A 14,194-nucleotide genomic window follows, 5' to 3' on the forward strand; every position below is an offset into this window, starting at 1 on the left:
ATTTATTGATTGAATTTGAAAGGTGTTACTTTACCATCGACGTTTACTGTGACATTGAATTCATTAGGCCTTCCTGAATTAGAACTAGGATATTTTAGATCAACTTTAATTGAAACATTCTTACCAGCCTCAAGTTCTCTTCTTGCAAAGTTCTCCATAGCTTTCCAATCGCCTCTATTTAATGTTCTTGCCTGAGGTACCATATTTATTCTATCACCTGCACCGCCTAGAGAACTAGCAATTAAATGTCCACCATCGTCACCAGTAGCATTTTCTGCTTTACCTGCATTTCTTTGCTGGTTTTTGTTTCTATCCATTTTATTAAGAGATAATTCACCTTCTACTTTATTGACACGTCCTTTACTATCAGTTAAATATTTATGTCCGTTTGAAAGTCTATACTGCTTATTAGGTTGAAAGCTAGGCTGATTAATTTGACGATCCCAATTGTTTTTAGAACCAGCTTGAACATCAATGATAGGTTTAACTTTCTCACCATTTTCAACTTTCCTGATAAGCTGAGTGCCAGACACCTCAGTCGCTAAACCACTTTTTTTGATATCTTTTTCTACTAAGTCTTTGGCCTTCATTACATCTTCAAGACTTCCAGATGCTTTTGCTTCTTTATAAGCAAGCTTAGCACCATCACCTATTACTGGTATTATTGCAGCAGACGCGAAAACATAATCTAAAGCGGATTTTGCTTCATTTAAACCCTTAATATCACCAAAGACAGGTAAGAAGTCCGTTCCAATCAAAATATATTTTTGGTTCTTGTTTAAGAGTTTGCCAATAGGCCCATTGTTCATCTCCCACGTTTCTTTCATGAGCTCAGCTTTCGACTGACCATAAGTCTGAGGCCCACCGTCATTATTCTCAGCTGCAACCTTACTCGTCTCCGCTGCATTGGCTGCATCACTTGCATTACCTGTTGTTGCACCAATACCAGCACCCAAAGCACTAACAATACTACTAATCGTATCCTTTTGTTCAGCCGTTAGCTTATCGGTGTCTTTTTCGTACAGCAGCTGAGACAATAACGGTGCAGCGGCTTCTCCTGTACCAGCAGATACACTGCCAGTAAGTACATCATTTCCTGTAGCATAGCTGACGGCTGCCCCTAGTAAGGTATGAGCTAAAATATGACCTGCTTGCTGTCCATCAGTGAGTTTATTATCTTGATTAGCTTCAAGCTCTTTATAATACTGTCCAACTTTAAAAGACACCGCTGGACTGACAGCCTTAGCCACATAACCCGTCGCGCCATTACTGTTTGGTCCATATATTGCACCTGCGACGGCATCAAATAGCAGACCTTGGTTTACAAGCTTATCTGCCGCATCAAACTTTTCTCGTGCTGTCTCATAGTCTCCAGCATTGCTTGCTTCTTCTGCCTCATCTCTTAACTTCTTCTCTTTGGCGTTAATCTCAGTCTTAATCTTACGACGCTCTTGATCAAAGGCTTGGGTTATCTGCGTCTGCGCCCCAAGCTCCTCATTGATTTTCTCTGCATCAAAGCTATTCTCAAGGATGCCTGCATACTCGGCAAGGTTGTCTGTCGTAATATCTTGACTGCCTGCAATGCCTGTAATACCAGCGCGCGTCACACTGTTGTCACTGTCGCTATCGCTGCCATAACCTAAGCCATTCATACTGGCTTGCGGTTTATTATCGGTTTGACCGATGCTGAGTCCTGCTTGAATAGCATCACCGTCATAGCTGATTGTGTTATTAATATCTTGCGTGTCTATACCGTCTGCACTGGTGTAACGGTTACGTCCAGCATCACGAGCGGCTTTGGTGGTGGTGATTGCACCGCCTATGAGCGTGGTTTTACCGCCAGCAGTGAGATCAAGACCACCATCGCCAGTAAAGATGCCTGACTGCTCACCGACTGCTTGATAGTCTGCATTAAGGTTCGTCTTGCCACCATTGACCGATAGGCTAGAGCCTGCGCCACCGCCTGCTATGTCGATATCAGCACTAAAGCCCATGTTCTTTTGTTTGCTGTCGTAGGTGGCGGTGTCTTGTAATGATTCGATATTGACATCACCACCAATTTTGCCTTGGGCGCGATTTGTATTAATGACCCCGCCTTTGATGTTGACGTCATTACCGATGTCAAAGGTGGTGGTGCCACCAACGTTAATTTGGCTGTTGGCATAGGTGGTGCTATCACTGTTGGCATAGCCTTTAGCACGGCTGGCACTAGCAGTGATACCTGCACTAGTGTTTTGACCAAAGCTGGCATAACCCCCTATGGCGGTACTTGAGCTTTTGTTATTACTACGGGTATTACTGTTTTGCGCGACACCATTGACGTTTAAGTCATTGTCTGCTTGGAATAAGGCATCATTGCTGACGGTTAGACTACTGCCATTGATGTTGATATTGCTGTCTGACCCTGCCCCTGTAGCGATCAAGGCAAGATTGTTAGTATCAATACTTGAACCTTGACTCTTCTCCGTATAGCTGCTGCTGTTCGATTGGCTCTTTTGACTACCGATGGTGGCTTGTATGCGGGTGTTGCCCACTCCATTTTGAATACTACCAAGTGTTTCCTGTGCTTGCTCTGCAAGTGCTTGTGCTTTTAAAAGGCCGCTGATCGCTGCTATACCTTTCATACGTGTACTGCCTGTATTACCAGCAGCCTCTTCTAGATCTCTAATAGCGTTGACATTATCCACTAAACTATTAGAAACAGAAACAGTCAGACCCGTCTGCTTAAACTTTTGCTCGCTTTGACTGGTAGTGACATTCATATTATTATCAATATTGATGTCTTGCGCGCGTACCACTGCATTACCACGATTGGCATCTTTGATATCTTTACCAGTGTCAGCGCCCATACCTGCGATAAGATTGCTACCGGTCTGTTGATAGGTGCGCCCCGCGTCAATGATGACGTTACCGTCAATGGTGCCAACATTGCTACTTGCATATTGGGTCTCGGTTTTAGTATTGCTATCATCGGTTTGCTGCTTGCCGATGGTGAAGCCTGTGCTACCTTCGCTACCAAATATTCCTTTTTTCTTCTCTTGATTAGAGCTATTTTCGCTAAAAGTATTTTTTGCAGCCAATATACTGACATCACGACCAGCACTTAATTGGGTTCCGCTATCACTAAGCGCATTGGCTCCCGTCAAACTGATATCTCGTCCAGCTTGAATAGAGACAGTATCACCTTCAATGTTACTAAAGTTAGTCACTTCTCTACTTTTAGCACCACTCTCTTTAATAGTGCTACGAGATAACTGCCCACTAACTTTATAGCTAGATTTGGCATTTACGCTCTCAGAAGAAAGGCTATTCTCTATCTTGACATCTTGACCTGCTGAGATTCCTACAGGTCCTTCGTCACTTTTGACATTGCTACCTCTAATACTAATATCATTATCGGCTATTGCAGTGATACTACCTTTGGCAGTAACATTGCTACCCACTTCATTACTGACTTTTACAGTACGCTGATTGTCCTCGTCTACATATAAAGATTCGCTAAAGCCAGTCGTTAGGGTCCCTAGATTGATATCTTTACCCGCATACAGAACTGTATTACCTTGCTCAGTAGCATTGTCTATATTGACCGCTTTTAGGTTAATATCTTGTCCAGCAGTAGCTTGTAGTCGCCCTTTTAGTTCGTCATCGACATAAAATCCTGCAATACGATCAAGATTGATTCGTTTGCCATTGTTACTTTCTTGAGTGGTAGACTCAATATTAATATCATTGCCAGCAGTGGCGAATAAGGCATTATTGACTCTGACTTCTCCACCTACGTTATCAATATCTTCCACAGCATTGAGATTGACGATATCACTAGTCAGTAGACCTGAGATATTATCAATGTTATTTGCACTGATATTCATAACATCACGACCCATTACGACTCCCGAGACATTTTTGAAGTCTCCAGATAGGTTGACGTTGAATCCTTCTCCTGCAGATATAAGTGACCCGTTAGCTCTTAACTGTAGCCCCTCAGGACGCAAGTACACTTTCGGTACTAGGGCGGTGACTGATTTACCATCATCTAGGGTGACCGTCTCTTCAACTAACCATACAATATCACTGGTCAATTGTGCGACTTGGGCCGCTGATAAAGCTATCCCTGGTCGAATACTGTAGCCCTCAGCAAAGGTTAAACCGTTGTCCATGAGCATTTGATATTGGGTTTGATCATCTTGATTATTGTCTAAGAAATAGTTACCAGTTAGATGATGGATTTGATCGCGAATGAGTGCTTGCTCATAAAACCCATCTCCAAGCCTTTTTTGGGTAACGGTAGGATCAAGCTGTAGGCGATCTAGCATATAATCAGATGACAGCCACTTATTATAATTATTAAAGGCAGGATCTACTTCCACCAAATAGTTAGCATTGCTATCAGGATTGATACCGAACAAACTACTAGTAGGTAAAAGTGGACCATTATTCTGCACAGAAACAGTATCTTGGTTTTGATTATCGATAGCTTGCTGACGCCCGCTATAACTTTCTAGAGTCGCTTTATTAATATCGACAGCTATATTATCGGTATTTTTTGCTGCTTTGACGTCTGGTGACTGAGTATTACCGTCGACATTTTCAACGCGTTTTGACTCTAAGTTGTTGATAATATTTTTTTGGATAATCCGATTGTCTTGGACCGCCTCTGCGTCACTATTACTGATCGTTGTCTGCTCAATATCCTGCTGTGCAATGTCTACATTTGCATTTTTGATAAAGGTAGTGGTATCTAAATCGAAAGTGGTTTTGAGAGAATCGCTATAATCATCAGTATCTTTACGCGATTCCCATTTACTGTCTCCAAATGTCCCGTTGTTGTCTCTGGTAATTCTATATTGCAGTTGCGTGCCATTTCTCTCAAGTACGCGCTCACCTTCTGTACTGATATTCTTTACAGAGTTGCCATTAGTACTATTTACCGAACCACCAACGATAATTTCACTGTCAATATTGGTCAAATTATCTGAAAATATTAAATTTCCGCCAATAGTGATACTACCCGGGTCAGAGCTAAGAACTGCCGTCTCAGAAGTCGTTTCTTTAAATCTTTTACTGACATGCTTAGTTATTTGCTTACCATCGGGCAACTCAATACCCCATTTTGCATCAAACTCTTCAGTATAATCAATCTCACCAAACCACTCAAAAAATTCCGACGTATTGTCGTTATATTGAGTAGCTTTAGGATCATCATCGTTCCAAGTACGCCACAACCTAATTTCATCAGCAGCATATTCTTTACTCTCTAGTGATTCACTAAAGACCACTTTGGTATTTGGATCCTGCGTTACTTTGGTTGTCGTAGTGAGATATCTATTTTCATTATTGATGTCTGTCACATTTAAAGAAGCATCACCGATTACTTTGATGTCAGCAGAAGCATTGGTTAAAAGAGTAGCACTGCCAATAGTATTACCCGCATCATCTAAGCGGCCACCTACGGACAAACCACCTTGAGCATAGATCAGTGCGCCTTCTTCGTTGAGGATTGTATTTCCCGCTAATGCTAAATCACCACGTGACGCGATAGCACCACCAGTTGTATTACTACCACCCACATTACTTAGGGCAGCCGTCTTATCTTTGCCATTTACTAATCTATTAGCTTGTATCGCAATATCACCACCAAATATCTTTTCACTGTTTAGTAACTCATCAGATTTGATCGTTACTTTTCCAGCATTGATAAGACCTGTATTTTGAAGCGTATTATCTATGTTTACAGTAAGTTTTCCGCTATTCGCCTCTGCGATAATCTGTCCTGAATTATTAAGACTGTTGGCACCAATAGCAAGAGAGGAGATACCATCTATGCTGCCATTATTAGTCAGTGTACCCTTAGCTTGTACATCGTTATTATTTGCAATAACTTTGGCATTAATATGATTGGTGATATTATCTGCTGTTAAATCAACCTCCTGATTACTTTGAATTTTATTGAAGTTTTCAAGATTTTTAGTCGTTGTGATACTTACACTATTACCGGCTTCTACTATCCCTTGATTGGTAAAATCTCCTTGTGTCTTAAATACAATATTACCGTTTGCACTCATTGTTTTAGACTGATTAAAACCTGATGTCAAATCTACAGCAATATCCTGAAAAGAGAGAATACTGCCATTACCTGAGAGACTGCGTGCGGTAATATCATTGGTAATATTTGCAACAAGCGACCCCTCTTTATTGATAATATCAAGTTGTCTGTTGTCTATATTACTATCAGTTATAGATAAAGACCCGCCTGACGCCACCAATCCACTGGTATTATCGATGCTTGTATCGGCTGATATATTTGCCTGCTCTTTTGCCTCAATCAACCCTGATTGATTGGATAACGTATTGACATTAAGTGCAATATTGTCCGCTAGAATACCTAGATTATTCTGTCCTAGCGTTCCGTCATTGTTGAAGCTATCAGCTGATATGGTTAGATTTTTTTCACTACTAACAAGTCCTGACTGATTATTTAGCTGCCCACTAATATCGAGCAGCACATCTGCTTTACTGGCTAGTAGCCCTTTTTCATTAATGAGCTGATCAACATTAACTTTTAACCCATTCTCTGAGACAATATCGCCAGTTGTATTATTAATACTCCCAGCGTCAATCAATAGTTGCTTATTCTGTGAAGCAATGCGGCCATCAATATTGTTCAGCTGTTGTTGTACGTCAATTAGGCTGTCGTGGGCTTTGTCGGTTAAGATGATTTCACCATCTTGGTTGCTAAGTGTCTTGGCGGTTAGCTGAATACTACCTGCTTGAGTACTGGCGCCACTCAAGTCAATATCTTGTCCGCTTAAGGTTAAGATATTGCCAGTTATTAATTGCCCTTCTTGACCTTGTAGTTGCTCTGTGGCACTAATATTCAGCGCATCCGATCCTGAGTGCTGAATCACTCCTTTGCTATTGTTTAGGCGCTCGGAGTTGATGGTCAGGGTTTGAGCGTTACTGCCAAGATAACCACTTTGGTTGTTGATGTCAGCGATGGCTAGTGTCAGAGGCGATGCGCCCACATGACGGATGTCACCTGCTTCGTTGTTGAGCAAATCGGTATTGAGTGCCAATCCTTCAGCAGCAACAATGAGACCTGTGCTGTTGTCTATTTGCTTGCTTGTTAAGGCGATGTTATCACCATTGATAACGCCGTTTTTGTTGATCAGTGCGTCATCAGCTTGCATATCGATGCTGATACCTTGGCTACTGCCATCACTCAAGTCAAGGCTGCTGCCTTGCAGGTATATATCGCCAGTCGCAATATTGGTACCTGCATTACGCTGGGTGCCTGTACTAGTGACGCGCAATGTAGATGGGGTGTTGCTCAGAGTATTGTCGGCATTCAACCCTGCTATCATCTGTCCATCAGCACTTTGCACCAGGCTGCCTGTATTCACGCTGGTATTGCCTTGGGCGGCAATACTGCCTGTGTTATTCATCGCGCCTTGGTTGACTATATCTACGTCAGCTTGGCTGTATAGGCTGCCGCTGTTGGTCAAAGTACGAGTTTTAAGACTCAAGTCGTTGACGCTTGAAATTTGTCCTTTGTTGTCTATCTCACCAGCAGTGACTGCAAGACTACCCGTATCGCTCGCAACAATGCCTATACCTGCATTGGTGAAGCTCTCTTGTATCTGTAACTTATTATTACTAGATGCTGTATTTTTTGCAGCGACTTGGGTGGTATCAACCGCGACAATACGTCCATCGGTGTTATCGATACTTTGTGCCGTGATATCAAAGCGATTGGCTTGTACCACCCCTGATGTGTTGTCGATATCTTTGGCGACCTGCCACGTTTGCGCACCTACACTTAAGATCTCACCTTCAGTATTGTTCACACTGTCTACATTGATGCTTAAACGACTGTCATCATTGCTGCTTGTACCAGCGTGAATAATTTTTCCGCTACTGTTATCGAGCGTTGTGGTACTCAGTGTTAGATTATCTGAATTACTCGCAATCTCACCACGTGTGTTGTCGATGCCTTCTGCCATTGCAAGCGTCAGGTCTTGTTTGCCCGTTTGTGTCAGTTTGCCATCGGTGTTGTTTAAGCGCTGGGCATCAATCTCTAGCACACGACCACTTAGGACGCCTGCTGTATTATCTAAAGCGCCGTTCGTACTGCTTAAAGTAAGCTTATCTGTCGCTGTTATCGAAGCATTTGTAGTATTGATACCAGTACGAGCAGTTGTATTAATACTGCTACCTTGGGTGTTGCTGTCTAACAGACTAATGTCACCACCACTTAAGCTCACATCGCCTGTGGCAATATGATTGCCTTGACTGGTGATATCACCGCTCGCTAGGATATTGAGATTTGCACTGTTATCTAGCAATGTCCCATCAGCACTCATTCCTGCGACCAGGCTACCACTATCTGTCTGTGTGAGACTGCCAGTCGTCATATCCACATTACCGCCACTGGCAATCGCGCCACTGTTGTTAATGGTGCCTGCCGACGTTACTTGTGTGTCAGTTTCACCATAGAGCTGACCACTGTTGTTAACGCTATCTGAGCTTGTCGTCAGACTGCCTTGTGCGGTAATTTGACCATTATCATTATCTAGAGATTTACTGGTAATGACGGCATCTTTGGTACTGTTAATCGCACCTTGAGTATTCGTTAAATCACCACGACTGTTGATCGTCAAACCTTCTTGCGATATCAACTTACCACTGCTGTTGTTAATATGATGACTGTCAGTAGTTAACTTAGCACCACTTTGAATAACACCTGAGTTATTATTGATGTCACCATTAGCGTTCAGTGTAATATCACCATTACTGGCAAGCGTCCCTTTGGTATTATCGATATCGCTATTTGTGCTAATGTTAATGCCAGCATTAGTGATAATCTGACTTTCAGTATTATCAAAGTCAGTTAATTGCCAATCTATTGACTCAAGTTGCAAGCGACTGTCAGTATTAGAGGCGCTACCATTATCAGCGATATTTAGAGTACTGACCGCTAAGCTAGATTTATCTTGGTTAGCCACACTTTCGGTTGCAACATTGATCTTACCATTGCTATAGATACTGCCCGTATTGGTGAGATTATTTGCGTTAATATTGCCATCGCGAGTAATAACAGGTAATGGCGCGGGCGTTTCAGATGGCTGACTGGTTGGATTTGTACCCACACTACTGCCATTGTTGGCAGTCGTCGGCGGGGTTTTAGAAGGTGTCACACTGGGCGGAGTGCTACTATCACTCGGATAAAGATCTTGCCCGATGATACCGCCTTGCTTATTGATTAGCTGAGAGCTATCAATGGCAAGTTTTCCTGAGCCCGTTTGCAGCAGTGAGCCACTGTTATTTAATGATGCCGCTTTTACATCAAAGCTGCCTGTAGATATTTCGCCTGAGTTACTGATAACGCCTGTTTGCTGGAGTTGTAACGTATCGCGGCTACTGAGCACACCGCTGTTATTTAAGGTACTGCTATTCAGCGTAGCGGTCTCACGAGAGCTTGCAATCGTCCCTGAATTATCAACATCAAAGCCTTTGGTGACGATGTTAACCTTACCTTGATTGGCAATCATACTCCCTGAATTGGTCAGGTTACCGTTACTGTCTAATTGCAGACCTCCAGTGCTTGCGATAATACTACCCGCGTTGGTCACGCCCATGCCTTTATCCGTACCGATCAGACGGATTTTCCCTGCGTACATTGCACCCAGCGCTGAGACATCCAGCGCTACACCCGTCGCTTGGTTGGTGCTATTGGTTGCACTGTTAGAAGTAATGACAGTATCTTTGGCATCCGCTTCATAGCTGACTTTATTATCACCAGTGATCACATCTAAATTTTTGGCATAGATACCTGCATTAATCTCAGCGGTCTTGGCAATGATTTGAGTGTAATCACTACTGCTAGTATCTAAGCCATCACCATCGATACGAATCTTACCACCTGTCACATCAAAGCCTGTCAAGCGGCCTTGATCCATGAGTGCTTGACCGGTCGTCAACGTGGTACGGGAGGCATTAATAAAACCGCAACCAGCACAACTGATGCCCGCAGGGTTGGCAATCACTAGCTCAGCTCGGCCACCTGCAATCTCAGTGTAGCCGCTGAGATGACTTGGATCGCTTGAATTGACCTCGTTTAGAATGACGCGAGCCTCACCGCGTGCCAGATACGGGTTACCCTCAACCCAACCTGCAAGCTGCGTTTGTGCGTTTTTACGGCTGTTATTAAGGATGGCGCCGTCAGCACCAACATCAAACTGGCTAAAGACATTGCGTGATACGCCAGCAGCACTTGGCGTCTGAATATTGACTTGTGCCGTGCCATTTGATGCTTTCAAGACCGCAGCTTGCTGGGCAGCGGCGGCATTACGATCAGCGACAATTTTGGTATTATCGGCATAAGCGCTGTTGCTAACACTTGTACTAATAATAGTCGCCATACCAAGCGCTAGTAGCATATGCGCACGCAGGGGCGTAAACCTGCCGCCTTGATAGTAGCCATTAATTTGAGTGGCCGTTTGCGAGCCACCTACAATCTGACTGATCGCACTGCCACCCTCGCTAGGGTTACTTGTTTTACCTTGAGAGCGTGCGGCCTCTGACACCACCATGAGCATTCCACGGGCTTTATTAAAAATAACTCGGTAGCATTGAGCGTTCATGGTGGTGTCCTTTGAAATAATTTTTTATAGAAGAAGTTTGATAGCAAATATAATGTTGACAACAATATGATTTAGTACTGCCATCCAAGGCTAAAGCCTGTGACCCATTCTTTATCGCTAAAATTGTCAGGCTGGGCCAGTGGATAACCAGCAAATACGTCATAACTGGTACGAATCGGGGTGACATAGCCTTTTACCCCGACGACGCCACCAACTAGATGATGACCAAGTAGCAAATCATCTTGGTCATCATTATCAAGCCTCACATACCCTGCATCGACGCCTGCATAAACGGCATGTGGCTTGTCACCAATATAAGCACTCAGCTCTTGTCTTAAGATGGCACCATGATCCCCGCTCAAACTACGCTCGCCATCAAACCCGCGTACACTATAACGACCGCCAATACTCAAACGTTCATTCGGTACCAATGCCTCAGTTGCATACTGACCTTTAAAAGTGGCATGATAATTTAAGGCTTTATCAGCGACTTGAATGGGCTGGTTGACATCCATACCAACCTTTACGATACCCGCACGCGCACTGCCTTCATTAAATAACGCCTCAGGCGGGTCAATAGCATCAAAGGCACCTGTACCGCGCTGATACATCACATCGCCAATCCACTGCGTTTTACCAATAATAGTCTCGTAGCCTACCCCTGCTTGATAGCCTGCCGTGCGGCGCTTTTGTACCTCAACCTCGGTATCATCGATAAAGTTGCTTTGCTGCTTGGCAAAGCCGCCTGCTTTTAGATAGGTTTTGCTGTGATTATCACGATGGACCAAATGACTAACAAGCACGTCGGTGTTGTAGGACTCACCGCTATAAACATAGTCTTGATTGACCCCTGCGACGGTCTGATCATAGTTGTAACCACTGTGAGTTAAAATCAGCTGAGTATTATTAAACGGCAGTACATAACCGACGTTGTAGCCCCAGCTACCATTATCTTCGCCATCGCCACCACCATCTAAGTTGTGGTTATAAGAGAGGTATAACAGATCGTTGTGCCACGTTGGGTTGTCGAGTGATAGTGTCACATTGCCTTGATAGACGCCTGTACTGTCTTGGCCTGAATCATCTACGGTTGCCGATAGACGCCAGCGCTTGCCCTGTTGCCATTTAACCTGAAGATCACTATAACCAGGCTCAGCCATTCGACTGCTAGGTGCAATAGAGAAATCCGCGTCAGCGGTTGGTACGCGCTTAAAGTTTTCTAGTGCCTGCTCGATATCACGGACATTAAGCAAATCACCAGACTGCATTGGTATGGCAGGAGCAAAGTTGGCAGGGTTGCCGCTATTATCAATATACACAGGTCGACTGGTTTGAACATCGACAGCGGTAATTTGGTCAATACGACCGGGAATGAGGGTAAGCGTCAAGTGACCAGATTTGAGGTTTTGGTTCTGCACCAATACCCGAGTGGTGACGTAACCTCTTTCGATAATCCGGTTCTGTACATTGGTGACCAGCTGGTTGATATCATTGACTGATAGACAGCTACCCAGTAGGGATGATTTACCTTTGGTATAAGGCATGAGTGCGAAAGTAAATTTTTCGCTCAGCTCACCTGTTAGGTAAATATGATCAATATCGAAACAAGGGATTGAAGCAGGATCAGTATTCTGAGAACTGGCGGGCACTATAGAAGTGGAAGGTGCTTGTTGATACGTATCAGTATTTATACTGACATTAGGCTTAACCAATTGTTGCTGTTTTAAGGCGTCACTACGCTGCTCTTGATACTGCTCAGGCGTAATCGCATTGGCATTGACACCCATACAAATGCTGACAATACTGACCGTTAACAGGCTTAAAGTGTGGCCAGCTATATCTGTTCTCAAAATACTTGTATACATAAGTCCACCATTTTTATAATAGCGAATTATGCTGTTAATAGTCGATTATTGCAAGATATTCAATTCTATTTTAATCATTACTGCATTGTTGTTAATATAAAAAACTGCTGAAATGATTTGTTGAGCGTGTTTAAACTCATAAAAACTTACTCAATTGCCTCAAACAAAAAAATAGCATTTTGAAATGATCTAATTGGAACCTACTAAAAAAACAAACTGCCCTACTCTTAGTGGTAAGGCGGTTCAGTAAGCCTAGGCTGAACGCTCAGCTATCTTAGTTTCAATCCATTCTGCAATTTCACTAGCTACCCACACTACCCTAACCTTTGTAAGCTGTACTTTCTTAGGAAATGTTGAATCATAACGTTCGGAGTCTTCATTATTAAGCTCGTATATCGTGGAACGACTAAGACCTGTGTAATGACCAACATCTTTGATGCTTAGTAGCTGTGGGATGTGATTACATTGTTTGATTACAGGCTGTGTTGTATTAAAATTTTCCATGACTAGCTCCTTTGTAAGTTAATGAGAACCTTTCTTCTCATACAGTTACGGAGTCCCATATTTTTTTACGGCATCCCATGTAGTCCAGTGCCTAGACTTAGACAATGCAATAAAAAAGGAGCTAATTATTCAGCTCCCTTTTTATGCCGTATATCTTTACCACTGCTCTAACTTATAGCTGTCACACTCTCCCTTAAACTTCTTTCAATATTACCGACATTGTAGGAAGCCATACCTTTTTGTGACCCTCCTTGATGACTACTATCAACCTCATCTGTCTCTACGGAATAAAACTCTTCAACCATATCGAGCAAGCCATCACTATCAATCTCAAAGCACGAGTTCACATAGCCAAGCTTTGCCGCTGCCTCTAATGCTGCTTGATCAAAGCCATGTTCGCTAAGCTCCGCATCTATCGTTTGTGCATCTTGTACCGCTTGTTTCAGCGTTACATCATCGCGCAGGGTTAAGTCCACGAAGTAAATCGGCGTGCGATAGCTTTGTGTGGTGCTCTTACCTCTAAGCGTGAGTTGCAATGGTAAACACGACAGCTTATTACCTGATACTGCTGCAAAGTAGCTTAAGCGTGCTGCCAAGGTACGGATACTGTTAAAGCCAGTCGTTCGAAAGATAAACGTACCCAGCTCATCGTCTTCACTCAGATTTGCGTACAGTCTGCCATACGGCTTACAAGCACCGCCTTGTGCCAGTGGACAGCGATCAGGTGATGGGCAAGGCAGTTGCTCGACACCATTATTGGTTCTGCGCTGACATTGTTCGCCATCACCCACACATAGTGGACGACCTGTTTGTCTATCGAACAGCGTGTACTCTGCTCTGAGGTTAAGCTCAGGATCATTAAACAACATGCGTACGGGTATCTGTCTGAGTTTACCGTCGTTCTTTTCGCGTAGCTTTGCATCGAGTGGATGATTGATCCAGCCATCTTTGTTCTGAACTTGACTGGTGATAGTGAATTGGTCGTCTTTGGCAGGGAGACGCTTGCCGTCTTTTACAATGACACGTCCAATGCTGATACGACCTAAGACTGGTGGGGTTATCGTTAGACCTTTAATCATGATGGTATTCCTTATATGTTTAATGGAATGTGTTTGCCCATAAAAAAGCCCACCTGTGCTAGGTGGGAAATTATGCGCTTGCTTTGATTTATTAGCTTTGACTGGT

Annotated in this window: 4 protein-coding genes; all 4 read right to left on the reverse strand. The window is 43.4% G+C overall.

Features of this window, described 5'->3' with window-relative positions; translation table 11 throughout:
• Positions 1 to 2: 2 nt before the first annotated feature.
• The gene (locus AC5JPO_RS03935; protein WP_493852636.1) at positions 3 to 10,640 is read right to left on the reverse strand and encodes a two-partner secretion domain-containing protein; all 10,638 of its coding nucleotides are present in this window, start codon (positions 10,638 to 10,640) and stop codon (positions 3 to 5) included.
• Positions 10,641 to 10,711: 71 nt separating this feature from the next.
• Positions 10,712 to 12,505, reverse strand: a complete 1,794-nt coding sequence (locus AC5JPO_RS03940) for a ShlB/FhaC/HecB family hemolysin secretion/activation protein (protein ID WP_493852635.1) — start codon at positions 12,503 to 12,505, stop codon at positions 10,712 to 10,714.
• A gap of 252 nt (positions 12,506 to 12,757) precedes the next feature.
• Positions 12,758 to 13,009, reverse strand: coding sequence for a helix-turn-helix transcriptional regulator (locus AC5JPO_RS03945; protein ID WP_493852634.1), 252 nt, complete (start codon positions 13,007 to 13,009; stop codon positions 12,758 to 12,760).
• A gap of 167 nt (positions 13,010 to 13,176) precedes the next feature.
• The gene (locus AC5JPO_RS03950; RefSeq protein WP_493852633.1) at positions 13,177 to 14,088 is read right to left on the reverse strand and encodes a recombination directionality factor; all 912 of its coding nucleotides are present in this window, start codon (positions 14,086 to 14,088) and stop codon (positions 13,177 to 13,179) included.
• Between the last annotated feature and the right edge of the window lie 106 nt (positions 14,089 to 14,194).

It is taken from the genome of Psychrobacter sp. H25, assembly GCF_059076335.1.